Source organism: Mesorhizobium sp. CA13 (assembly GCF_020165235.1).
Lineage (GTDB): Bacteria > Pseudomonadota > Alphaproteobacteria > Rhizobiales > Rhizobiaceae > Mesorhizobium.
Genome location: NZ_JAIUHS010000004.1, coordinates 368,412 through 391,596 on the forward strand (window position 1 = coordinate 368,412; position 23,185 = coordinate 391,596).

Genomic DNA, 23,185 nt, shown 5'->3' on the forward strand with positions numbered 1-23,185 from the left:
CGGTCCGAAAGCGATCGGCGTTTTGAGCGCATCGCCCGGGTCTGAAAAAGAAATGGCCGGAAAACCGGCCATTTCGACAGCGATATCGCTGAAATCTTCTTGAATGCAGACCGCAGGCTAGTCGTCGCGATAGACCTTCTCGCGGCGCTCGTGCCGCTCCTGCGCTTCGATCGACAAGGTTGCGATCGGGCGAGCATCCAACCGCTTCAGCGCGATCGGTTCGCCGGTCTCCTCGCAATAGCCGTAAGTGCCTTCCTCGATGCGCTGTAAGGCCGAATCGATCTTTGCGATGAGTTTCCGCTGGCGGTCGCGCGCCCTGAGTTCGATGGCGCGGTCGGTTTCCGAAGAGGCGCGGTCGGCTAGATCGGGATGGTTGGCGTTTTCCTGCTGCAGGATTTCGAGAGTTTCGCGCGCTTCGCGCAATATGTCATTCTTCCAGGTGACGAGCTTTGAGCGGAAGTAGGATTTCTGCCGCTCGTTCATGAACGGCTCGTCTTCGGAGGGTACGTAATCGGCGGTAACGGCATCGTTCATTCGACTCACCCAAACAGCCCCAAATTTGGCGCCTATATATTCGCGGTCAAACGCCTGCACAAGCGCAATCGATTACCGATTCACGCAATTGTTAATCTGCCTCGATGAGCGCGATTGGGGTGATTCGGGCTGGTCTTAAGCACTGAATCCTTCGAACTGGCGGCCGCCGGCTGATGATTCGTCATGTCCGAAAAACGACTGCCATTGTGCGCCGCGCCGTTCTTGTGGCTAATCACGGCACGGTTCGGGCTGTTGGCACGGTGGAGGTTGGGTGAGCAGGCTTTATCTGTTGAGGCACGCCAAGGCCGGATGGGCGCTGCCCGGCATGCGTGATTTCGATCGCCCGCTCGATGCGTCCGGCCGCGCTGATGCCGAGGCGGTGGGCATCGCCATGCGGTCGCGCGCCTATGTACCCGATCTGACGCTTTGCTCCACAGCCCGGCGCGCGAAGGAGACGCTGGACGGTGTGGCCGGTCGGGCCGACACCGGCCGGGTTCTGTTCGTCGACGCGCTCTATGGCGAGGACGCGGCCGCGTACCTCAGCCTCATCCGGGACAATGGTGGGGTGGGTTCGATGCTGCTCGTCGGCCACAATCCGATGATGGAGGATCTCGCCATGGCGGTGTCCGGCGATGGCGAGGAAAGCGCCCGCGCCATGCTCAATCATGGTTTCCCGACCTCGGGCCTGGCGGTCGTGGGCTTCAGCGGCGACCTTGCCGCGGCCGCCCAGGGTGCCGGCTATCTCGAGGCATTCCTGACGCCGGCCGACCTCTGACGCCATTCCAAACCAGCACGGCAACGCCTATATCGGACCTGTCGCAGCCTCGAGAAACAATTTTGGCATCATCGCTGACCACTTTCACCGACGAGGCGAGAATTGCCCTCGACACGCTTTCGGGCCGCGCCAGCGGGCTTTTTTCGCCGTCGCTGCGGCTGGGCGTCACGGGCCTTTCCAGGGCGGGCAAGACGGTTTTCATCTCGGCCTTGGTTCACAACCTTATTCACGGCGGGCGCCTGCCGCTGTTCGAGGCGCATAAATCCGGGCGCATCGCCCGCGCTTTCCTCGAAGAGCAGCCCGACGACGCGGTGCCGCGATTTCAGTACGAGGACCATATCGCCGCCTTGGTGAACGACCGCGTCTGGCCCGATTCGACACGTGCCATCTCCGAATTGCGGCTGACCATCGAATATGAATCGGCTTCCGGCTGGAACAGGATGTTTTCCTCCGGAAAACTGTCGGTCGACATCGTCGACTATCCCGGCGAATGGCTGCTCGACCTGCCGCTGCTCGGCAAATCCTTCGCCGATTTTTCGCGCGAAGCCTTTGAAATGGCTGCGTTGCCGGTGCGCGAGGACCTGTCCCGGGCCTGGCGGGCGCTATCGGCCGGGATCGACCCGAACGCCGATGCCGAGGAGATGACGGCGCGCCGCCTGGCCGAGGATTTCGCCGCCTATCTCAAAGCCTGCAAGCTCGACGAGCGGGCGCTTTCGACCTTGCCGCCGGGCCGTTTCCTGATGCCTGGCGATCTCGAAGGCTCGCCCGCATTGACCTTCGCGCCTCTGGCCGGCCTGGGCGACAAGCGCCCGCGCAGCGGCTCGCTGCACGCCATGATGGAAAGGCGCTACGAGGCCTACAAGACCCATGTCGTCAAACCCTTCTTCCGCGAACACATCACCCGGCTCGACCGCCAGATCGTGCTGATCGACGCCATGCAGGCGCTGAACGCCGGCCCCGGAGCCATGGCCGACCTGGAGCGCGCGGTGACCGAGATCCTGGCCTGTTTCCGTCCTGGACGCGGCAGCTTCCTCACCGATCTTTTCTCGCGGCGCATCGATCGTATCCTGATCGCCGCCACCAAGGCCGATCACCTGCATCACGACAGCCATGACCGCTTGCAGGCGATCGTGCGGCGGCTGGCAGACCGCGCCGTGGCGCGGGCGAATTTCACCGGCGCCGGCGTCGACGTCGTCGCCATGGCGGCGGGTGCGCGCAACACGGGAAGGCACCGTCAAACAGGGCCGCGAGACATTGCCGGTCATCATCGGCACACCGCTCGCGGGCGAGACGATCAATGGCGACACCTTTGACGGGAAAGCTGAAACAGCCATATTTCCCGGTGATTTACCGGAGAAAATTGATGCCGTCTTCGAAGCCCCCGAGGGAGCTCACAGGCAGGACAATACCGACCCGGCAATCCGCTTCGTGCGTTTTCGCCCGCCAAAACTCGAGCGCACGGCCGAGGGCGTCACGCTGTCGCTGCCGCATATCCGGCTCGACCGTGCCTTGCAGTTCCTGATCGGAGACCATCTGGCATGACCGCGCCCCGCAAGCCGGCGGCATACCGCATCGAACCGGAGGCCACATCGCAGCAGGACGCGGCGCAGACACGCCGTGCCCAGGCCGGGGCGCCGGAGGCGCGCCGTGCCCAGACCGACACACAGCGCAAGCCCCGCGCGGTGAAGAGCGATGTCGCGCTGGTCATCCCGTCGGAGATCGACGTGTTCGACGAGCCGGACATCGTTGCCGCCGCACCGCCGCCGGCAGTCGCTCGCAGGAAACGTTCATTGCTTGGCTCCATCTTCTTCGGCGCGTTCGGGGTGCTGGTTTCGCTGGCCGTCGGCCTGTGGACCGATCGGCTCATCCGCGATCTGTTCGCGCGCGCCGAGTGGCTGGGTTGGCTGGCCGCCGGGATGGCGGCCATCGCCCTGCTGGCGCTGGTGGTGATCCTGATTCGCGAGTTCCTGGCGATCGCCCGGCTTGCCGAGGTCGAAAAGCTGCAGAAGCGTGCGCTCGATGCGATTGCGCGCGACGATCCCAAGGCGGCGCGATTGGTGGTCGACGAACTGTCGGCGTTCGTCGCAGCCAAACCCGAAACGGCTGCCGGCAGGCGCGCGCTGGCCGATCTGCGCGACGAGATCATTGATGGCGCCAATCTGGTGCGTCTCGCTGAAGCGGAGATCCTGGGTCCTCTCGACGCCAGGGCCAAGATCATGATCCTGGAAGCCGCCAAACGCGTGTCGCTGGTGACGGCCGTCAGTCCGCGTGCGCTCGTCGACGTGGCCTATGTCGTGTTCGAGGCCGGGCGCCTCATCCGGCGCCTTTCGGAACTCTATGGCGGGCGGCCGGGAACGCTGGGTTTCTTTCGCCTGGCGCGCAGGGTGCTGGCGCATCTGGCGGTCACCGGTTCGATCGCCGTCGGCGACAGTTTCGTCCAGCAGATCGTCGGCCACGGCCTGGCCGCGCGCCTCTCGGCCAAGCTCGGCGAAGGCGTCGTCAACGGCATGATGACGGCGCGCATCGGCATCGCCGCGATGGAGACGGCGCGCCCCCTGCCCTTCAGTGCGGCAAAACGGCCGGGACTGGGCGATTTCCTCTCCGCGCTGACATCGTTCGCAAGCAGGAAGGAAAGCGAGAACACCCGCCTGGCAAGTGAACGACGACCCTGGCAGTGACGAAGCATTAACCAATCTTGTTCATGGTCGCACTGGTTCCAAAACAGCCTCTTTGTTGCCGGGTGTCGTCGATGAAAAGCGTAATTCTGTCCAGCCTGTTGCCCCTGGCGGTCGCGATCACCACTGTCGCCGGCATTGCCGCACAGGCGTCCGCTGCGGAGCCGGACAAGCAGTTCTTCCGGTCCGCCGAAGGCAAATGGGTGGGCCCGGGCGAGATCGTCGCCGGCAAATACAAGGGCACGAAGTTCAATTGCAGCTTCACCGGCTCGACGCCCGACGGCAAGATGGGCATGACGCTCGACGGCGGCTGCCGGGTCGGCATGTTCACCCAGCCAATGTCGGCCAAGATCGAGCGCAAGGGTCGCGATTATAAGGGCTCCTTCATGGGCGGCGCGGCCGGTGCCGGCCTCGATATCATCGGCGGCAATGTGGTCGACGCCCGCAAGGTGGTGTTCACCATCAACCGCAACCAGCTGCGCGGCGTCATGCAGGCCCGCATCCCCGACGACAATTCGATGACGGTGACAGTTGCCGTCCGCGTCGCGGACCAGCTGGTGCCGGTGATCGGCATGAGCCTGAAGCGGGTCGACGCGATCGAAATCGGCTCCATCGCGCCGAACTGAGCGGGTATCAACCGCCTGTAACCAACCACGAAAAAGAGGCGGCGGCCCATCGCCGCAGCCTCCTTTGAAGACGTCGAGGACGATCAGCCCTTGATCGCCGCCGTCACCTCGTCATAGGCCTTGCAGGCGTCGGCCAGGGTCGTGGTGCCCTGATATTTGGTCGTCACCTCTTGCACCTTGGCCGTCAGATCGGCCGCCTTGGACGGATCCTTGGTAACCGCCTCCTGCAGCGCGGCGGCCATGTCCTGCGCCTTCTTGGTCGCGACCTCGGCAGTGCACTCAGGCGCCTTGGAGCAAGCCGAACCGGCAAGCACCGCCAGGCCGACGGCAACAAGCAAAAACTTCTTCATGTCAGTCATCTCCTCAAAAAGGGCGCGACTTGATCGTCACACCCTCCACTGGCCGAAGCCGAGCGTGCTTAACCTCCGATTGCAGCCGGATGCAACGCGGTCTCGCGCTCAACTTGCGTAACGTGCCTGCAACATTACCCGCCGGCGGGATTCGGGCTGTTACATGCTCACCGAAGCCCCTATCCTTGGGACACTGGCGCCCGATCGAGGCGCATTGACCCGACCGCACAGGCTGCGGTCCTCAAACGAGCGGAATGGCGGGAAATGGCGGCAGAGGCAGCGGGCAGCGAGCTTGTTCAGGTGGTGGCGCTGCTCGCCGCTGGTGTTGTCGCCGTTCCCATCTTCAAGCGTATGGGCCTGGGCTCGATTCTCGGCTATCTGGCCGCGGGCGTGGTGATCGGCCCGTTCGGCATCGGTGTGTTTTCCGAATCGGGAGCCATCCTCCACGTCGCCGAGCTCGGCGTCGTCATGTTCCTGTTCATTATCGGGCTGGAGATGCAGCCGTCGCGGCTCTGGGGCTTGCGACGCGAGATCTTCGGCCTGGGCGCGCTTCAGGTCGGGGTCTGCGCGGTCTTGCTGACCGGTGTGGGAATAGCCGGGGGCTTTTCCATCGCGCAATCCTTCGTCGCCGGAGCCGGCTTCGTGCTGACCTCGACGGCGATCGTCATGCAGCTTCTGGAAGAGCGCGGCGAAATCGCCTCGCCCAAGGGCCAGCGCATCGTCTCCATCCTGCTGCTGGAGGATCTGGCCATCGTGCCGCTGCTGGCCCTGATCGCGTTCCTGGCGCCAGGCGGCACCGACACCAGCCTGTCGGAGCGGCTGGCCGAGGTCGGCATCGGCCTTGCCGCGATCATCGGCCTGGTGCTGGCCGGACGCTTTCTGCTCAACCCTTTCTTCCGCATCCTGGCGGATGCCCGCGCCCGCGAGGTGATGACGGCGGCCGCCCTTCTGGTCGTTCTCGGATCCGCGCTTGCCATGCAGCTCAGCGGCCTGTCGATGGCGATGGGCGCGTTCCTGGCCGGCGTGCTGCTGTCCGAATCGACCTTCCGCCACCAGCTCGAAGCCGACATCGAACCGTTTCGCGGCATCCTGCTCGGCCTGTTCTTTCTCGCCGTGGGCATGTCGCTCGACCTGCATGTCGTGGTTCAGAACTGGCGGCTGATCGCCGTCTATGTCGTTGCCTACATGGTCATGAAGGCGCTCGGCATCTACATCGTCGCCCGTATCCTGAAGTCGGGCCATCGCGAGGCGCTGGAACGCGCGGTCTTCATGGCGCAAGGCGGCGAATTCGCCTTCGTCCTCTATTCGGCTGCCGCTTCCGTCGGCATCATCGACGGCCAGGCCAACGCGACGCTGACGGCCATCGTCATCATCTCCATGGTGCTGACGCCGCTGGCGATCGTCGCGTTGCGGTATCTGACGCCGCGTGACGAGCTGTCGCTGGATGGCGTCGACGTCGCCGAAGGGCTGACCGGCAGCGTGCTGATCATCGGATTCGGCCGCTTCGGCCAGATCGCCAGCCAGCCATTGCTGCTGCGCGGCATCGACGTGTCGATCATCGACAACGATGTCGAGATGATCCAGGCGGCGGCCGATTTCGGCTTCAAGGTCTATTACGGCGACGGAACTAGGCTGGACATCCTGCACGCCGCCGGTGCCGGGCGTGCACGCGCCGTGCTCATCTGCGTCGACAAACCCGATGCAGCCGTACGCATCGCCGAGCTCGTCAAAGCCGAGTTTCCCTTGCTCACCGTGCTGGCGCGCGCCTTTGACCGAGGCACCGCGCTACAGCTCATCCGTACCGGCGTCGACTACCAGCTGCGTGAAACATTCGAATCGGCGCTGGTTTTTGGCGGTTCGACGCTGGAGGCCCTGGGCGTCGACCCGGAAGACGTCGCCGAGGTGGTGGAGGACGTCCGCCGCCGCGACACCGCCCGCTTCGAGACGCAACTCGCCGAAGGCATCCGCTCCGGACAGCGTTTCCTGAAGGGCAATATCGGCACGCCGATCCCGACGCCGCTCTCCACGCCGCGCCGCCCCGGCCAGGCGCTCAACGAGGAAACGGCCGGCGTTCTGCACAAGTCCGAGCCGGCGGATCGATAGGAGAAAAGCATGGATTTGGACAGCAGAGCCCTGTCGGTCACCAGATTCTGGCGTGACGCCGGAGCGGACGCATGGTTCGAAAAAAGCGATGTTTTCGATGGCGATTTCCGCAACCGCTTTCTTGAGCTGCACTACGCGGCTGCACGGCGCGAATGCGACGACTGGTCGGAGCATGCCGAAGGCTCGCTGGCGTTGATGATCCTGCTCGATCAGTTTCCGCGCAACTGCTTTCGCGGCACCGGCCACATGTACGCCACCGACCCGCTGGCGAAGCATTTCGCCCAAAAAGCTGTAACGGCCGGCCAGGATCTGGCGCTCGAACCGGAATTGCGAGTGTTCCTGTATCTGCCGTTCGAACATTCGGAATTGCTCGCCGACCAGGAGCGGTCGGTCGAACTCACCGCGGCCAATGCGCCGGACTACCTCAAATACGCCGAGGAACACCTCGACATCATCCGGCGCTTCGGCCGTTTTCCGCACCGCAACAAGATGCTCGGCCGCGAAACCACGCCGGAGGAAAAAGCCTTTCTGGACGATGGCGGGTTCTCAGGCTGACCCTGCTCTAGCCAGCCACCAGTCGCGGCCCGACGGCAGGCGTTCGATGCCGGCCGCATCGACGGCGGCCAGCCGCTCCGAGACGCTTCGCCCGCTTACGGCAAGATCGGGCGCGATCTCGGCCAGCGGCGCCAGCACGAAGGCACGTTCAAGCATGCGCGGATGCGGCACTTCCAGGCCGGTTTCGTGGATGACGCGGTCGCCGAAAACCAGGATGTCGATATCGATCAGGCGCGGCCCCCAGCGCTCCTCGCGCACGCGTTTCAGCTTGCGCTCGGCATCGAGGCACAGGTCGAGCAATGCTCGCGGCGAGAGCCGGGTCGAGAGTTCCGCGGCGGCATTCAGGAAGTCGGGCTGGTCGAGCTTGCCCCAGGGCGGCGTGCGGTAGAGCGAGGAGACCGAGGCCACGCGAGTGGCGGGATCGGCGTCGAGCAGGCGCAGCGCCGCCGCCATCGAACTCGCCGGATCGCCGAGATTGCCGCCAAGGCTGAGATAGACGGTGTTACTGCGGCCAGACAACGGTCACCTCGACGTAATCGAGCACGCCGGGCACCGGCGCATTCGGCTTGCGGACCGTGATTTCGGCTTTCCTGATCTGCGGGAAGCGTTCCGTCAGGGCTTTTGCGACTTCCAGGGCCAGCGCCTCGATCAGGAAGCGCCTGTGTCCGGTGATGATCTCCTCGATCACCGTGAAGGCAACGCCGTAGTTGACGGTTTCCCCGATGGCATCATCGACCAGCGCGCGCCCGGGCTCCACGGTGAGCGAGGCGTCGACATAGAAGCGCTGGCCGAGTGCCTCCTCCTCGTCCAGCACGCCGTGCCGGGCAAAGAAGGCGCAGTTCTTCAGGCGGATGACATACATGGTTCAGCGTTCCGAAGCGGCGGTTTCGCGCGCCAGCATAGCATCCGCCACGGCCAGCGCGTCCACGTTGATTGCGACATCGTGGACGCGAAACAGGTCGGCGCCCTTCAATCTCAGTATGACGCTCGTCGCCGCAGTCCCGGCCCCTCTTTCGGCGGCGTCGCGGCCCGTGACGGTGCCGATGAAGCGCTTTCGCGAGGTTCCGGCCATCAGCGGAAATCCGAGGGCGTTGAGCTCGGAAAATCGCGCCATCAGGTCGAGGTTATCCTCGGCCGTCTCCTTGGCGAAGCCGAAGCCGGCATCGAGAACGATATGATCGTCGGCGATGCCGTACCGGTGGGCGATTTCCAGTGATTTTTCGAGGAACGCGAACTGGTCGGCGATGACGTCGGGCAGTTTCCGGCGATCCCGCCCGGTATGCATGATGATGAGCCCCGCGCCGGTTTCGGCTGCGACACGCGCAATGTCCGGCTCGCGCTGCAAGCCCCAGACGTCGTTGACGATATGCGCCCCGGCCGCGACGGCCAGCCGCGCGGTCTCGGCGCGATAGGTGTCGACCGAAATCAGCACCTCGCCGGAACCCGCCAGCGCCTCGATCACCGGCAGGATGCGCGCCTGCTCCTCGCCTGCCGTGATCGCGGACGCGCCCGGCCTGGTCGATTCACCGCCGACATCGACGACCAGAGCGCCTTCGCCCAGCATGCGGTGCGCCTGGACCAGCGCGGTTTCGGCGGCATCGAACAGACCGCCGTCGGAAAAACTGTCGGGCGTGACATTGAGAATGCCGACCACCACGGCCTTGTCGCCAAGGTCGAGATGACGTCCGTGCGCCAACTGCCATCGCCTCGCCGTCATTGCTCATCAACCATGGGGCTCATCAACCGTGTGGCTCATCAACCATGTGTGATCCGCACCATATCAATTCCGTTGCGCCGGCAATGGCCGTAAAGCAAGGTAGGTCGAGAGGCAACCTGATGACACGAACCCTGCTTTGCGCATTGCTGCTTGCCGCCACCGCCGTTCCGGCGGGTGCGGCCAATCTCGTCAAGACATATAGCTACTTCGCCGTTGGCGGCAGGACACTGGAAGACATCGAGGCGCAGCTTTCCAAACACGGTCCGCAGGTGAAGAGCACGGGCTCGCGGCATCCCGGCGCCACACAGATGGCCTTCACCACGCGCATAAGCTATGCCGGGCAGTCCGGCTCCTGCCGGATCGCCGACGCCGCCGTGACCGTCAAGGTCAAGGTCATCCTTCCCGAATGGCGCCGTCCACGCAAGGCCGACGCGGATGTGCGGCTGTTCTGGGACACGCTGTCGGCCGACATCAAGCGCCATGAGGAACGCCATGTCGAGATCGCCAAGAATCACGCCCGCGAACTGGAAGACGCGCTGAAAGGCGCCTACCCGCAGAAGGACTGCGATGCGGCGAAGGCCAAGGCCGCCCAGATCACCGCCGCCATCCTGGCCAGACACGACCGTGCCCAGGTGCAGTTCGATCGTGTCGAAAGCGTCAATTTCGAAAGCCGCATCCTGCGGCTCCTGCGTTATCGCGTCGAGCGCATCGGGAACGGCCGATTGCCGCCGACCTGAATGTCCTGATTCATGTCGCCTAAAGGGCTGCGGTGCGAGCCAACCGGGCCGAAGCGTAGTGCCAGCTTCGAAAAATTTTCGGGCAACGGTCGAAATCGGCCTATACGGGACGACATATCAGGGGTTGGCAAGGGCACGACCTTTCAATCAAGAGCATCACGACCGATCGCGCCGCGGATGCAACCCGGCAAGCCCAGCCGGTCCACCGGACGGCGCGCAAGCATATGGACGAAAGACTATGGACCAGGCTGTCGACAAGCAGGCCGTGGCGGCCGCGAGCGCGCCGCTGACGGAAAGCGAAAAGAACGCCATCATCGGCGGCGTTCTCCTGTCGATGCTGCTGGCAGCACTTGACCAGACCATTGTGGCGCCGGCCATGCCGACCATCGCGCGAGCGCTCGGCCACGCCGAGTACCTGCCCTGGATCGTAACCGGATATCTCCTGACCGCAACCGCCATGGCGCCGCTCTACGGCAAGATCTCCGACGTCTACGGCCGCCGGCCGACCGTCTATGGAGCGATCCTCATCTTCCTCGCCGGCTCGCTGGTCAGCGCAATGGCGCCCAACATGTTCGTGCTGGTGATCGGCCGCGCGATCCAGGGCGCCGGCGGCGGCGGGCTTTTCGCCCTGGCGCAGACCGTCATCGGCGACCTCGTGCCGCCACGCGAACGGGCACGTTACGCGGCCTGGATCTCGGGCACCTGGGCGGTCGCCAGCATCGCCGGGCCGTTGCTCGGCGGCACGTTCGCCGAACATCTCCATTGGTCGCTGATCTTCTGGATCAACATTCCGCTCGGCATCGTGGCCATGGCCATCATCAACAAGCCGCTGCGCAAGCTGCCGGTCGCGGCAAGACAGCACCGCATAGACGGGCTCGGCGCGCTGCTTCTCGTCGCCGCCACGGCCCTGCTGCTTCTGGCGCTGAACTGGGGTGGCAGCGAATACCCCTGGCTCTCGACGGAGATCCTCGGGCTGGTCGCCAGTTCCTTGGTCTTGTGGGGCGCCTTTGCGCTGCGCCTGCTGCGCGCAACCGAGCCGCTGATTTCGCTCGAGGTACTGAGCAACCCGATCGTCCTTGCCGGCACGCTCTCCATGTTCCTTCTGCAGGCGGCCAATATCGGCCTGTCTGTCTACCTGCCGGTCTATCTCCAGTCGGTCATCGGCCTGTCGGCGAGCGAATCCGGCACCGCCCTCCTGGGGCTGATGCTTGGCACGGTGGCGGGCGCGACATTCAGCGGGCGCACCATTCCGCGTTTCGTCCATTACAAGCGGATCGCCATGGTCGGATTGGGCTTCGCCGTTCTATGCCTCGGCGTCCTCAGCCTGGTGGCGGGGCACGCCTCGCTGCTGGTTGTCGAGATCCTGACGACGTGCGTCGGGCTGGGCAGCGGAACCACCTTTCCGGTGGCCACGGTGTCTGTTCAGAACGCCGTCGACCCCAGGCACCTCGGCGTCGCCACCGGCGTGCTGACGTTCCTGCGCTCGCTGGGCAGCGCGCTCGGCGTTGCTATCCTCGGTGCGGTCGCCCTGGGCAACGGGCTGCCGCTGGCGGGCGAAGGCGCGCAGGCGACCGGCGTCGGTGCTGAAGCTGCCGCCTTCGGGTTGATCTTCGTCGCCGCCGTGGTGATGTTGATCATGGCGCTGCTGACGCTAAGCCTGATGCCGGAAAAACCGCTGCGCGGCCATCCTGAGGCCCCCGTGCTGGCGGAGTGAAGCGATACGCGTCAGGAGGCCTCCACCACGCCGAGCTTCTTCTGCAGGCTGGAGGAGGAGGTCGTGTACTGGAAAACGATGCGTTCGCCCGGGCTGACGATACGCTTGGCGGCCTGGGCCATCAGCGCGACCTCGTGAAAGCCCGACAGGATGAGCTTCAGCTTGCCTGGATACCAATTGATGTCGCCGACCGCGAAGATGCCCGGGACCGACGTCTGGAACTTCTCGGTGTCGACCGGAATCAGGTTCTCGTGAAGATTGATCCCCCAATCCGCGATCGGTCCGAGCTTCATGGTCAGGCCGAAGAAGGGCAGCATCCGCGTGCAAGGAACTTCGATGTCGCCGTCCGGCCCCTTGATCAGGGCGGACGACAATTGGCCGTCGGCGCCGGTCAAGCCGGTCACTTGCCCGACCTGGAAATCCAGTTGCTTCATCTCCTGCATGGCGTACATCTTGTTGACGCTGTCGGGCGCGGCGCGGAACTCCGGGCGCCGGTGGACCAGCGTCACGCTTTTTGCCACAGGCTGTAAATTGAGCGTCCAGTCCAGCGCCGAATCGCCACCGCCAACGATAACGAGGTCGTGGCCGCGAAAATCTTCCATCCGGCGCACCGAATAGAAGACGCTCTTGCCCTCATAGGGCTCGATGCCCGGGATGGGCGGGCGTTTTGGCTGGAAGGAGCCGCCGCCGGCGGCGATCACCACCACCTTGGCCTCGAACACCTCATTCTCGTCGGTGGTCACGCGAAAGCCGCCGTCCTCCAGTCTCTCCAGGCTGGAGACCATGCGATTGTAGGTGAAATCGGGCTTGAACGGCACGATCTGCTCGAGCAGCTTGTCGACCAGGCCTTGCGCCGAGATCGAAGGCCAGCCGGGAATGTCATAGATCGGCTTTTCCGGATAGAGTTCCGCGCATTGGCCGCCCGGCCGGTCGAGAATGTCGATCAGGTGGCACTTCATGTCGAACAGGCCGAGCTCGAACACGGCGAACAGGCCGACCGGCCCTGCCCCGACAATGAGTACGTCTGTCCTGGTGATGCCGGTCATGATGCGCGCCTCGCTGCTGGATTGGCGTGAGACTGCATGACCACCGGCTTGCTGCCAAGCGGTAGCGGCAAAAATCAGGGCTCCGAACTCGGGTTACAAGGCTTGACGACCGCAAGTCCGGCAGCCCCGCCAGCTTTTCACGGCAGGCAGCTTCTCACGATAGGAATTTTTTCTTGACTGGGTGAAGGCAGCTATGGTAGATATTCGGTTATGGTGTTGAGTTGCGCCAGAGCCCGCCGCACAGGCGGGTTTTCCATTCAAGGCGCCATCAACAGCCGGCGAAGGCCCCTAAGGAGCCCCCTACCGGATTCATTGCCTTGGGCAAAATCGGCTTTTAGCCTTGGCGCTCGGGCACCCGAACCACCAGTCCGTCGAGCGCGTCGCGCACCTTGATCTGGCACGACAGCCGCGAATTCGGCTGGACGTCGTAGGCGAAGTCTAGCATGTCCTCTTCCATCGCTTCCGGCTCGCCGACTTCCGCCGTCCAGGCCTCGTCGACATAGACATGGCAGGTTGCACAGGCGCAGGCGCCGCCGCACTCCGCTTCGATACCCGGCACGGCATTGCGGATGGCGTTTTCCATGACCGTCGAGCCGTTCTCGGCATCCACGTCAAAATGTGTGCCGTCATGGGCAATGAAGGTCAGTTTGGTCATTTGTCACCTGAGGGAGTTTCCGCCGAGATAATCACTCGGGCACACAAGTCAACTGCGGCGAGAAAGCGCCGCACGGTGACGTTTTTCCGCAAACCGGTCTAGCGGTTGATGGCGGCGATGAAATCGCGCACTTCGTCGATCAGCTTGCCCAGTCGCGCAAGCGTCTGGCTGTCTTCCGGCTGCCGTTCTATCTCGGTGGCGCAATCGGCAATGGCAAAGGCTCCGACGCCGCGCGCCGAGCCCTTCAGACCGTGCGCCAGGAGCAGCCGGTCCTTGATGTCTGCATCGACTATCCTGTCGCGCACCGACAGCGCCTGTTGTACAAAGAGCGCCAGCACCTCCTGTTCGAGGCTGCGGTCGCCCATCGTCTGCCGCGCAAGGTGTGCCAAATCGACCGGTCGGGACCGCCTCGTTCCCGATACATCGCCCCCGGGCATTGAGAAGGCAATGCCGCTTTCGCCACGCATGAACTCGTACTCCGCTTCTTCGGCCGCCTGAAAAACTAGGCGAATCCAATGGACAACGGGTTAATGAATGGCCGGGAAAAATGTTGGGAAAGCGGCGCCGGAATCACGCTTCCGTTAACCTTATATTTAAAGTTTTACGTATCCCGCGGAATGCATGTTTTCTTTACCCCCCTGTGTCATTACGATACGAGGGGTCCATTTTCAGCCTCCTGCGCGTGGGTGCGACAACCAGAATCATAAGCCCGCGGCAGCTAGTACAGGGTAGCGAAGGCATGGCGAAGAAAACAACGACGACCAGATCTCTGGACAACGATGTGGCCAGGGAACTCGAGAAGGCGCTCGATCTCGACCTCGGCGGCGACACCGGCAGCGGCGACCTCGATATCGCGGCCTCGATGGAAGATCTGGAAGCGCAGATATCCCAGGCCGCCGACGAATTGGCGCGCGAGGGACGCAATCAGACGCAGGCACCCGTCGTAAACCAAGCCCAGGCCGCGAATCCCGCGCCAAAGACCAGACCCGCCGAACTGCGCCCCGTCGAAACACGCAATGGCGGTCAGCCCGCCGGCTTCTCGCCGGCCAATGACGATCGCCAGAAGGACTATAAGACGCTTCTGCACAGCCTCAACCGGCGCGCCTCGAACACGATCTACTGGGTTATCGCCTTCGTTTCGCTGGCCTGGATCGCCGGCGCGGGCGGATTGGCCAACCTCCTCTTCGGGCCGAGCATCTGGAGGATCCGCACGCTCGACCAGTTCTTTGCCCGTCCCGAGCTGATCGGCCTTGCTGTCGCGGCCATCGTGCCGGTCATCCTGTTCTGGGCCTTCGCCGCCATGATTCGCCGCGCCCAGGACATGCGCATCGCCGCCCAGTCGATGACGGAAGTGGCCTTCCGCCTCACCGAGCCAGAAAACATGGCCCAGGATCGCGTCATGATGATCGGCCAGGCCGTCCGCCGCGAGGTGGCCGCCATGGGCGAAGGCATCGAACGTACGCTGGCCCGCGCCGTCGAACTGGAAACGCTGGTCCACAGCGAGGTCAACCAGATCGAGCGCTCCTATTCGGAAAACGAAACCCGCATCCGCTCGCTCGTCGACGGGCTCGGCAGCGAGCGCGAGGCGGTCGTCAGCCATGCGGAGCGGGTTCGCGCCTCGATCGCCGGCGCGCACGACACGCTCAAGGACGAAATCGGCGCTGCCAGCGACCTCATCCGCGACAGCATTCTCAATGCATCGACCAAACTGTCGATGACCATCACCAATTCCGGCGACACGCTTATCGACCGCATCAACGAAAGCTCGCTGTCGATCTTCGATTCGGTGGAAGGCCGGCTCGACACCATAACCGACAAGCTTTCGACTTCCGGCGAGGCTTTCGCCAGCCTGCTCGACACGCGCATCGCCAAGCTGACGGACACGACAGACGGCCTGACCCGGTCGCTGACCGACCTGCTCGACGATCGAACCAACGGCATGGTGTCGTTGCTTGGCGGCGCCGCGCGCACACTCAATTCGGAATTCGAGGCCAGCCTCAACGGCATCGAGCGCACGCTCGCCGAGCGCGGCCAAGCGCTGATCAGCGAGTTCCAGACCCGTGCCGAGGCCCTCGACACCGGCACCCAGAAGCTCAACGCAGCGCTCGAAGCCCGCGCCCGGCAGATCAACGAAACGCTGGTCGAACGCGCGCGCGAAATCGCCCACACCTTCGCCGAGAGCAAGGACACGCTGACGGCGATGATCGACCAGGGCAAGACCCAGATCGGCGCCGACATGGCCGATATCGTCACCTCGACCTCATCCATGCTCGAAGCGCGCGCCAGCGATTTCGCCGGACGCATGGAAGCGGCGCGCCACGTCGTCTCGCGCTCGTTCGATGCCGATATCCAGCGGCTTGCCGATGCCCGCGTGGGCATAGAGGAGGCGGTCGAAAATCACAGCCGCAGCCTTTCCGAGAGCCGCGAGCGCATGGCGGCCGCGATGCAGGCCGACCTGGCCAAGTTCGCCGAGAGCCGTGCCGGTATCGATGCCGCGGTGACCGACCAGGTGCAGAAGCTGGCCGAGGGCCGCAGCCTGATCGCGCGCGCTCTCGAAGAAGATCTGCGCAAGGTCAACGAATCGCGCGCTGCCATCGACGCTTCGCTCGGCAGCCACCTCGAAAGGCTGGAAGAAGGTCGCAACCGGCTCTCCCAGGCTCTCAACGAAGACTCCGGAAAGTTGGTGCAAGCCCGTACAATCATTGACGAAATGGTAGCTGGACATGTTGGCAAACTGGCCGAGGGCCGCAGCATTCTCTCGCGCGCGCTCGAAGCCGACCTCGGCAAGCTCGTCGACACGCGCGCCGACATCGATGGCCTTGTCGCCGGTCAGGTCGAGAAGATCGCCGAGGGCCGCGCGGTACTCGCCAAGGCGCTGGAGAACGACATCGCCGGCATCAAGGACCTCATCGAGGCGCATTCGGCGAAACTGGCGGAAGACCGCTCGCAGCTCGGCCGTTCGCTGGAGGACGATCTATCCAGCATACGCGGGCTGATCGAAGATCATTCGGGACGCCTGGCCGAAGATCGCAGCCTGCTGTCGCAGACCCTTGAAGCCGACCTTGCCAAGCTCGCCGAGAGCCGCTCGAGCATCGACGGTCTGGTCGCCGGTCAGGTCGAGAAATTGGCCGAAGGCCGCGATATTCTCAGGCGGGCGCTGGAATCCGACCTCAACGCGATCAAGGGTGTCATATCGAACCAGTCCGAAAGGCTGGCCGAGGACCGTGGGCAGTTGTCGCGGGTTCTCGAGGCCGACTTGCAGAATGTGAACAGCGTCATTGCCGACCACATGAACAAGCTGGTCCAGGACCGTTCGACCTTGTCGAAAGCGCTTGAGGACGATCTCGCCAAGCTGGCCGAAAGCCGCTCAAGCATCGACGGGCTGGTGGCCGGCCAGGTCGAGAAGCTGGCCGAAGGCCGCGACATCCTGCGCCGTGCGCTGGAAGCCGATCTCAATACGATCAAGAGCACCGTCGCCGACCAGTCCCAGAAACTGATCGAAGATCGAGGACAATTCGCCCGGGCGCTCGAAGCCGACCTCGAAAGCGTCAACAGCCTCGTCAACAGCCACTCGGAAAGGCTTGTCCAGGACCGTTCGGCGCTGTCGAAGGCACTCGAAGACGATCTCGAAAACGTCAACGGACTGGTCAACAGCCACTCCGAGCGACTTGTCCAGGAGCGTTCGGTGCTGTCGAAGGCGCTTGAGGACGATCTCGCCAAGCTGGCCGAAAGCCGCTCGAGCATCGACGGCCTTGTCGCCGGCCAGGTCGAGAAGCTGGCCGAAGGCCGCGACATCCTCAAGCGCGCGCTGGAGGCCGATCTGCAGAAGCTGTCGGAGAGCCGTGGCGATCTCGACGGCATCATCGCCGGACATGTCGGCAAGCTGGCCGAAGGCCGCGACGTGCTGAGCCGCGCGCTGGAAGACGATCTCGGCAGGCTCGCCGAGACCCGCAAGGATATCGATCGTTCGCTGTCGGGTCACATCGACCAGATCGCGGCGAGGAGCACCGACATCTCCGCTGCGATCGCCGCCGACGTGGACAAGATCGAGCAGGCGTTCAGTCGCCAGACCGGCATCATCGAGGAGCGTGCGGGCACCATGGAGCGTGCGCTGTCGACAGGCGTCGACAATGTGCGCAACGTGCTCGAGAAGAGCGCCGTCTTCGTGGCCGGCGCCTTGCGCGAGAAAGTCCTGGAAGTCACCAGCGTCCTGCATGAGCAGGCGGGCCTCGCCTTCTCCGATGCGGATCGCAAGATCGCCGAGCGCGCCGAGCAGACCTCGGCCGCCCTGCTGGCTCGGGCCGAAGACATCGCCCGCACCTTCGAGGAGGCGGATCGCCGTCTCCACGCCCGTGCGGAAGACACGTCGAGCGCCTTGCTTGCCCGCGCGGACGATGCGTCCAGTTCCTTGCTGGCGCGAGCCCATGAAACCGCCGATCAGCTTGCCGCCCGTGCAAGCGAAATCGCCGGGACGTTCGACGCGGCTGACCAGAAGCTGGCCGCCCGCGCCCAGGAAACCGCCGACCAGTTGGCGGCTCGGGTGAGCGAAATTGCCGGTACCTTCGACGCGGCCGACCAGAAGCTGGTTGCCCGGGCCGTCGAAACGGCACAGTCGCTGGCCGCGCGCGCCGGCGATATCCTGCGCAATTTCGAGGGCGCCGATCAGCGGCTCGGCATGCGCATCGGCGAATCAGCCGAAGCTCTTGCCGCGCGTGCAGCGGATCTCGGTCGCATCTTCGATGCCGCCGACCAGCACTTGGTCTCGCGCATCGCCGAAGGTTCGGAAGCACTGTCAGGCCGCGCCTCCGAAATCGCCCGCATCTTTGACGATGCCGATCAACGTCTGGTGTCACGCATCGCCACCAGCACCTCGACCATCGGCGAACATGCGCAGAGCATCGTCGGCGCCTTCACCAGCACAGAGCAGAGGGTCGCCGACCGTGCGCGCCAGACCGGCCAGGAACTGGCCGCGCATGCCCGTGAGATCGAGCAGGCGCTCGCCGGCGCCGACGAGCGGCTCGCATCCACCGCCGCAACGGCTGCCGCCCGCGTCGAAGAGCAGATCGCCAGCGTCGAGAACCGGCTCGCCCATACCGCCGAGACGATGGGCCAGAAGCTCAACGAGCAGGTGTCGAGCGCCGAGGCGCAACTCGTGTCGCGCGCCAATGTCATCGCGGAGACCTTCACCGCGGTCGGCCAGCATATCGGCCAGAGCACCAACGACGCCGCCAAGACGATCGGCGCCAACACCCGCGAGCTCAACACCATGCTCGCGGCACGGTCGGCGGAGATGTCGAAGATCCTCGACGAGACCGCGCGGCCGCTGGTCGAGCGTTTCGCCCAGGGCGGCTCGGAACTGCAAAAGAGCATGGAAGAGGTCACCGAACGTGCCGCCGAGAAGTTGCGCAGCGAAAACGCAGCCCTTGTCAACGCGCTCGCCAGCCGCACCGCCGAGACCCTTTCGGCGGTCGAAGGTGCCCGCTCGTCGCTGTCCGACAGCGTCGCCGACCTCATTGGCCGCATGACCACGTCGAGCGCGCAGCTCGGTCAGTTGATCGAACAGGCCGCGCTCAATCTCGGCCAGGTCGACGAACGCCTGACCGGCAGCACGCAAAGCTTCGCCGCAACCACCGAGAAAGCGGCGCAGACCTTCGCCAGCTCGGCAAGGCTGGTCGATTCGAACACGACAAGACTGACGGAACTGTCGTCGTCGACCTTGCGCGAGGTCGCGTCGATCGCCACCAAGTTCGATGAACACAGCCGCCTGCTCGCCGGGGCTTCGGACCTCCTGAGCTCGGCCCAGAGCAACCTCGAACACACGCTCGAAAGGCAGTCGTCGCTCGAGGATCTCGCCGTCGGCCTGGTCAAGAAGTCGGAAGATCTCGAAAAGGTCATGCGTTCGTTCGAGAATCTGGTCGGTCAGACGCTGCAGAACGCCGAAGGCAAGACGCTGGAATCGGCCGACAAGATCCGCAACGCCATCACCGACGTCGTCGATTCGGCCACCAAGCGCTTCGCCGACGCCACCGAGGAGATGCGGCGCACCGCGAGCTCGATCAAGAGCGAGCTCGACCTCACCCGCGCCGAACTCAAGAAAGGCGTCATCGAGATGCCGGAAGAGGCCAAGGAATCGACCTCGGCCATCCGCCGCGCGGTTTCCGAGCAGATCAACGCCCTGAAGGAGCTTTCGGACATCGTTGCGAAGTCCGGCCGCAGTGGTGGAGAGCCCTCGGAATCGCGCAATTTGCGCCCGGCGCCGCAAGCCCCGGCCGCGCCGCGCGCGGCGGAGCCGCCGCGCCGCGCTCCCGCGCCACAGCCGGAACTTCGCGCGCCGCAGGCGCCGTCGGGCGGCACGGCGCTACGCGGCACGCTTGACCTGGAGCGCCCTGCCGACACGGCGCCGCGCCCGCGTTCCGACGCCCGCACGCAACAGGGCGGCTGGGTGCGCGATCTCCTGAGCGGGGCATCACGCGAGGACGAAGCCAAGCCGGCAACACCCGCCGACGCACCGCGCGCCGCCCCTGCCCAGCGCTCACCGCTTCACGTCGTGGAATCGCTGAACTCGCTGTCCGTCGATATTGCACGAGCCATCGACCACGATGCGTCGATCGAACTATGGAACCGGTACCGGCGCGGCGAGCGTGACGTGTTCACGCGGCGGCTCTATACGCTGAAGGGCCAGCAGACGTTCGACGAGATCCGTCGCAAGTACCAGACGGAGGCAGAGTTCCGCGCCGCCGTCGACCGCTATTGCGATGATTTCGAGAAGCTGCTGAAGGATGTGTCGCGCAACGACCGCGACAACATCATGGCGCAGACCTACCTGACATCGGATACCGGCAAGGTTTACACCATGCTGGCCCACGCCAGCGGCCGCCTGCACTAGGCAGCGGCAGACAGCCAAAACGAAAAAGGCGGGGGACTTGTCTCCCGCCTTTTCGCTTGGAAGGCTGATAGTCGCATCCGGAACTGGATACCGACCTGTGAAGACGGCGATCATATTCGACTGCGAGTTTCTTTGTCTCGAGGGCTCGCAACGTCGATTCTGGTGCGCGGCCCACGATCCTGATCCGGTGATCGCGCAGATCGGCGCGGTCAGGCTTGGGCTCGAAGAGAACTTTCCCATCCTGGGCACGCACAAGGCCTATGTCAGACCGATCGACCGGTTTGGCAGGAGATACGCGCTCGACCCTTTCTTCACCGAACTGACCGGCATCACAGAAGAAAAGCTGGAGATCGAGGGAGTCGCGCTAGGACAAGCTCTGGTTGACGTCGATCGTTTCTCGGGTGGGGCCCGATTCTGGTCCTGGGGCAAGGACGAACTGAACATGATGGCCATCAGCTGCTATATCGCAGGCATCCCCGCTTCCATCCCGGCCGCCCGTTTTGACAATGCCGTAAAGCTGCTCATCGCGGCCGGCATGCCGATCGAGGACCTGGCAAGGACGCCGAGCAACAAGCTTGCCGACTATTATGGCGTTCAACACCCACCATTGCAGGGACACGACGCGCTCGATGACGCGCTGTCCGTAACCTACACCCTGCAGCACCTGATGAAGACTGGAAAGCTGCGGCCGGACGTCTTTGACCGCGTGTAGCCTGGTGCTGGCGCCCGCCCGGCATCGCCGCTCAGATCGCCGAATCGGTCCAGCGCACGATCTGTTTGGCCGCATCGCCGAAGGCAGCATCGAGCGCGCCGACATAGCCTTGATTGCCGCTGCCCGAGACGGGCGCTGACGCCGTAAAGCTCTTGGACGCACGCACCTCGCCATTGCGGTCGTTGAGGATGCGCACGAACAGGTCGACCTCGGCATGATCGCCGCCGTCGACGCGGACTTCGAACGAACGGATCTCGACGATGACCTGGTAGTCGATCGCCAGCCCCTCGCCCGGCTTGCCCACGCCGGCGAAGCTGCCAGAGCGCTGGAAGGTCTCCGCCAGCCGTGCCTGCACGATCAGCGGCAGCCGGTCCGCCCATTGCGCGCCCTTGAGGTACTGGATCGAGCGTGGGGACGGTTTTATGACGATATTCTGGCTGTCCAGCGCCTTGAGCGCGGACGGCTGCGCGATCAGGATCTGGCGGCGGCTGTGGCCATGCGCCTCGACCGACGGCGCCGACAGCTCGAATGTGTCAAGCGGCGCAGGCCCGCCGCCCGGCAGCGCGGCACAACCGGCAAGGGTCAAGGCAAGCAAGGCCACGCCCGATCTGAACACAATCGTCGACTTCACGCGCGATCCCTGCTGTCCCCGGCCTCGCTATCCCTGGATTGTAAAAACAACCCGCGGATGCAGACACTGTTTCTGGGGCGAGCCGAGACCGAAGTCAACGCCGCGCCCTGCCATCATACTGCCGAACCTCGCCCTCGCCGCCCGACAGGATGCGTTGCGGATTGCGGCTGAGGTCCGTAACCGCCTCCTCGATGCGGCTGATCGAACGGCGGCTGTCCTGAACCAGCGCCTCGACATTCGAAAGGCCCTGGCCGGAGAACCGGGCTATATTGTCGGTGATGACGCCAAGCCGCGAATTCAGCGTATCGGCGACCTGCTTGAACGATCGCAACGTGTCCCTGGCATCCGCCATCACGCCGTCCGCCTGGCCCGAGCCGAGCAGCTTGTCGACTTTGGCCAGGATGCCGTCGACGCGCACCGAGGCGTCGTTGAGCCGCTGCGCGAGTTGCCTCGCATCCTTGATCGTCTCGTCTATGTCGTCCGCCCGGTTCGCGAATTTGCCGGTCACCTTGGCGATGTCCGACGCGGCCTTGTCGGCGCTTTCGCTTGCCTTCTGGATGTTGGCCAGAGCCGTGCGCACCTGTGCCGGATCGATGCCGTCGAGCACGCCGTCGACCTTGGCCAGAGTACCTTGCGTCTGCTTGGCGAAATCGTTGACCGACCCGACCGCCGTATCGACGTTCCTGATCACGCCATCGAGCTGTTTGGAGGTTTCCTTGAGGTTGCCGGTCACCGTATCGACATTGGCGACGATGCTCTTGATCTTGTCCTTGTCGACGGCGTTGAGCAGCCCTTCGGCCGCCTTCAGCGTGCCGTCGAGCTTGCCCGAGACGCCCTTCAGCTCATCGGACAGCGCGCTGACCGCCGACAGGAACTTGTCGACGCCGTCGGAATTCCTGGCCAGCGCGTCGGAGAACGTCTGCACGTTCTGCACGGTCTGCGTCAGCGGCCCGCGCACATCCTTGGTGAACCCTTCCAGCTGCGTCAGCACCGTGTCGGCGCGCGTGAAGATGTTCTGCGCCGTCTGCAAAAGATTGGTCACCGCCGACGGGTTGGCCACGATCTCGGCGACCTTGCCTTCCTTTTCGGCCTGGTCGAGAAGTTTTACTTCCTTGGGGTCGGCGCCTTTGAGTTCGATATTGGCCTGTCCGGTCAGGCCCGCCAGGCCGATATCGGCCTGCGTCGATTTGGTGATCGGCGTCATGCGGTCGATCTCGGTGTCGGCGATGGCGACCGTCGGATTGTCGACATCGATATAGACGCGCCTGACGTCGCCGACCTTGACGCCGTTGAACAGCACGAAGCTGCCGCGGCCAAGTCCGGAAGCCGAGCCCGGGATGCGCACGCGCAACAATGTGGTCTCGCCCTTGTCGCCGATCGCCGCCGTCCAATAGACGAAGCCGAACGCCGCCAGGATCGCCACCAGCGTGAAGATGCCGACAATAACGTAGTTGGCTCTGGTTTCCATT

The 23,185-nt window shown here is 64.3% G+C and carries 19 protein-coding genes and 1 pseudogene; 10 read left to right on the plus strand and 10 right to left on the minus strand.

The genetic code is table 11. The annotated features are described in order from the left end of the window. Nucleotides 1-117: 117 nt before the first annotated feature. A complete protein-coding gene (gene dksA / locus LB566_RS13250) occupies nucleotides 118-534 on the minus strand; it encodes an RNA polymerase-binding protein DksA (RefSeq protein WP_140498888.1) in 417 nt (138 codons plus the stop codon). Nucleotides 535-805: 271 nt separating this feature from the next. Here dksA and LB566_RS13255 point away from each other — a divergent pair, with 271 nt between their 5' ends. From LB566_RS13255 to LB566_RS13270, 4 genes and pseudogenes are all read left to right on the plus strand, one after another. After that, nucleotides 806-1,309, plus strand: coding sequence for a SixA phosphatase family protein (locus LB566_RS13255; RefSeq protein ID WP_224624705.1), 504 nt, complete (start codon nucleotides 806-808; stop codon nucleotides 1,307-1,309). A 62-nt stretch (nucleotides 1,310-1,371) separates the two neighbouring features. Then, nucleotides 1,372-2,851, plus strand: a pseudogene (locus LB566_RS13260) (YcjX family protein). Next, complete coding sequence (locus LB566_RS13265; protein ID WP_224624706.1) at nucleotides 2,848-3,987, plus strand: YcjF family protein; 1,140 nt, start codon at nucleotides 2,848-2,850, stop codon at nucleotides 3,985-3,987. Before LB566_RS13260 ends, LB566_RS13265 begins: the two are co-directional and overlap by 4 nt. Nucleotides 3,988-4,058: 71 nt before the next feature. Continuing rightward, nucleotides 4,059-4,610, plus strand: a complete 552-nt coding sequence (locus LB566_RS13270) for a hypothetical protein (RefSeq protein WP_224624707.1) — start codon at nucleotides 4,059-4,061, stop codon at nucleotides 4,608-4,610. A gap of 83 nt (nucleotides 4,611-4,693) precedes the next feature. Here the strand turns inward: LB566_RS13270 and LB566_RS13275 are convergent, their stop codons facing one another. Then, on the minus strand, nucleotides 4,694-4,960 hold the full coding sequence (locus LB566_RS13275; protein WP_140547541.1) for a hypothetical protein: 267 nt from the start codon (nucleotides 4,958-4,960) through the stop codon (nucleotides 4,694-4,696). 264 nt (nucleotides 4,961-5,224) lie between these two features. On the opposite strand from LB566_RS13275, the gene LB566_RS13280 reads away from it, so the two are divergent. Further along, nucleotides 5,225-7,063, plus strand: coding sequence for a monovalent cation:proton antiporter-2 (CPA2) family protein (locus tag LB566_RS13280; RefSeq protein ID WP_140548201.1), 1,839 nt, complete (start codon nucleotides 5,225-5,227; stop codon nucleotides 7,061-7,063). Nucleotides 7,064-7,072: 9 nt separating this feature from the next. Next, nucleotides 7,073-7,618 carry a DUF924 family protein gene (locus tag LB566_RS13285; RefSeq protein ID WP_224624708.1) on the plus strand — a complete coding sequence of 182 codons (546 nt, stop codon included), beginning with the start codon at nucleotides 7,073-7,075 and terminating at the stop codon, nucleotides 7,616-7,618. Here the strand turns inward: LB566_RS13285 and folK are convergent. The 3 genes from folK to folP are packed head-to-tail and all read right to left on the minus strand — an operon-like array spanning nucleotide 7,610 to nucleotide 9,335. Next, nucleotides 7,610-8,137, minus strand: a complete 528-nt coding sequence (folK, locus tag LB566_RS13290) for a 2-amino-4-hydroxy-6-hydroxymethyldihydropteridine diphosphokinase (protein WP_140548197.1) — start codon at nucleotides 8,135-8,137, stop codon at nucleotides 7,610-7,612. The two genes, LB566_RS13285 and folK, sit on opposite strands and share 9 nt — an antisense overlap. After that, nucleotides 8,121-8,480 (minus strand): dihydroneopterin aldolase, encoded by a 360-nt coding sequence (folB, locus tag LB566_RS13295; protein ID WP_140498905.1) that lies wholly within the window; start codon nucleotides 8,478-8,480, stop codon nucleotides 8,121-8,123. The genes folK and folB overlap by 17 nt, the downstream gene beginning before the upstream one ends. Nucleotides 8,481-8,483: 3 nt before the next feature. Continuing rightward, a complete protein-coding gene (gene folP, locus LB566_RS13300) occupies nucleotides 8,484-9,335 on the minus strand; it encodes a dihydropteroate synthase (protein WP_224624709.1) in 852 nt (283 codons plus the stop codon). A 119-nt stretch (nucleotides 9,336-9,454) separates the two neighbouring features. Between folP and LB566_RS13305 the strand changes: the two genes are divergently transcribed. Continuing rightward, a complete protein-coding gene (locus LB566_RS13305; RefSeq protein ID WP_224624710.1) occupies nucleotides 9,455-10,072 on the plus strand; it encodes a DUF922 domain-containing Zn-dependent protease in 618 nt (205 codons plus the stop codon). Nucleotides 10,073-10,310: 238 nt separating this feature from the next. Beyond that, nucleotides 10,311-11,786 (plus strand): MDR family MFS transporter, encoded by a 1,476-nt coding sequence (locus LB566_RS13310; RefSeq protein WP_224624711.1) that lies wholly within the window; start codon nucleotides 10,311-10,313, stop codon nucleotides 11,784-11,786. An 11-nt stretch (nucleotides 11,787-11,797) separates the two neighbouring features. On the opposite strand, the gene LB566_RS13315 is transcribed toward LB566_RS13310, so the two are convergent. The 3 genes from LB566_RS13315 to LB566_RS13325 form a co-directional block, all read right to left on the minus strand. Next, a complete protein-coding gene (locus LB566_RS13315) occupies nucleotides 11,798-12,832 on the minus strand; it encodes an NAD(P)/FAD-dependent oxidoreductase (RefSeq protein WP_224624712.1) in 1,035 nt (344 codons plus the stop codon). Nucleotides 12,833-13,166: 334 nt separating this feature from the next. Further along, nucleotides 13,167-13,487 (minus strand): 2Fe-2S iron-sulfur cluster-binding protein, encoded by a 321-nt coding sequence (locus tag LB566_RS13320; protein ID WP_137931040.1) that lies wholly within the window; start codon nucleotides 13,485-13,487, stop codon nucleotides 13,167-13,169. 98 nt (nucleotides 13,488-13,585) lie between these two features. Further along, nucleotides 13,586-13,954, minus strand: a complete 369-nt coding sequence (locus LB566_RS13325) for an Hpt domain-containing protein (protein WP_224624713.1) — start codon at nucleotides 13,952-13,954, stop codon at nucleotides 13,586-13,588. A gap of 272 nt (nucleotides 13,955-14,226) precedes the next feature. On the opposite strand from LB566_RS13325, the gene LB566_RS13330 reads away from it, so the two are divergent. Both LB566_RS13330 and LB566_RS13335 read left to right on the plus strand, forming a co-directional pair. Then, the gene (locus LB566_RS13330) at nucleotides 14,227-20,373 is read left to right on the plus strand and encodes a kinesin (RefSeq protein WP_224624714.1); all 6,147 of its coding nucleotides are present in this window, start codon (nucleotides 14,227-14,229) and stop codon (nucleotides 20,371-20,373) included. A 97-nt stretch (nucleotides 20,374-20,470) separates the two neighbouring features. Next, nucleotides 20,471-21,085 carry a 3'-5' exonuclease gene (locus LB566_RS13335; protein ID WP_224624715.1) on the plus strand — a complete coding sequence of 205 codons (615 nt, stop codon included), beginning with the start codon at nucleotides 20,471-20,473 and terminating at the stop codon, nucleotides 21,083-21,085. A 31-nt stretch (nucleotides 21,086-21,116) separates the two neighbouring features. Here LB566_RS13335 and LB566_RS13340 read toward each other — a convergent pair whose 3' ends face one another. Together LB566_RS13340 and LB566_RS13345 are read right to left on the minus strand one after the other, a co-directional pair. Continuing rightward, the gene (locus tag LB566_RS13340; RefSeq protein WP_224624716.1) at nucleotides 21,117-21,716 is read right to left on the minus strand and encodes an ABC-type transport auxiliary lipoprotein family protein; all 600 of its coding nucleotides are present in this window, start codon (nucleotides 21,714-21,716) and stop codon (nucleotides 21,117-21,119) included. Between the two features lie 94 nt (nucleotides 21,717-21,810). Beyond that, nucleotides 21,811-23,184 carry an MCE family protein gene (locus LB566_RS13345; protein ID WP_140498920.1) on the minus strand — a complete coding sequence of 458 codons (1,374 nt, stop codon included), beginning with the start codon at nucleotides 23,182-23,184 and terminating at the stop codon, nucleotides 21,811-21,813. Nucleotide 23,185 lies beyond the last annotated feature (1 nt).

Coding starts and splice junctions, on each gene's coding strand:
- dksA (WP_140498888.1), bottom strand. CDS start 534: ATGAACGATGCCGTTACCGCCGATTACGTACCCTCCGAAGACGAGCCG.
- LB566_RS13265 (WP_224624706.1), top strand. CDS start 2,848: ATGACCGCGCCCCGCAAGCCGGCGGCATACCGCATCGAACCGGAGGCC.
- LB566_RS13270 (WP_224624707.1), top strand. CDS start 4,059: ATGAAAAGCGTAATTCTGTCCAGCCTGTTGCCCCTGGCGGTCGCGATC.
- LB566_RS13275 (WP_140547541.1), bottom strand. CDS start 4,960: ATGAAGAAGTTTTTGCTTGTTGCCGTCGGCCTGGCGGTGCTTGCCGGT.
- LB566_RS13280 (WP_140548201.1), top strand. CDS start 5,225: ATGGCGGCAGAGGCAGCGGGCAGCGAGCTTGTTCAGGTGGTGGCGCTG.
- LB566_RS13285 (WP_224624708.1), top strand. CDS start 7,073: ATGGATTTGGACAGCAGAGCCCTGTCGGTCACCAGATTCTGGCGTGAC.
- folB (WP_140498905.1), bottom strand. CDS start 8,480: ATGTATGTCATCCGCCTGAAGAACTGCGCCTTCTTTGCCCGGCACGGC.
- folP (WP_224624709.1), bottom strand. CDS start 9,335: ATGACGGCGAGGCGATGGCAGTTGGCGCACGGACGTCATCTCGACCTT.
- LB566_RS13305 (WP_224624710.1), top strand. CDS start 9,455: ATGACACGAACCCTGCTTTGCGCATTGCTGCTTGCCGCCACCGCCGTT.
- LB566_RS13310 (WP_224624711.1), top strand. CDS start 10,311: ATGGACCAGGCTGTCGACAAGCAGGCCGTGGCGGCCGCGAGCGCGCCG.
- LB566_RS13315 (WP_224624712.1), bottom strand. CDS start 12,832: ATGACCGGCATCACCAGGACAGACGTACTCATTGTCGGGGCAGGGCCG.
- LB566_RS13320 (WP_137931040.1), bottom strand. CDS start 13,487: ATGACCAAACTGACCTTCATTGCCCATGACGGCACACATTTTGACGTG.
- LB566_RS13325 (WP_224624713.1), bottom strand. CDS start 13,954: ATGCGTGGCGAAAGCGGCATTGCCTTCTCAATGCCCGGGGGCGATGTA.
- LB566_RS13330 (WP_224624714.1), top strand. CDS start 14,227: ATGGCGAAGAAAACAACGACGACCAGATCTCTGGACAACGATGTGGCC.
- LB566_RS13345 (WP_140498920.1), bottom strand. CDS start 23,184: ATGGAAACCAGAGCCAACTACGTTATTGTCGGCATCTTCACGCTGGTG.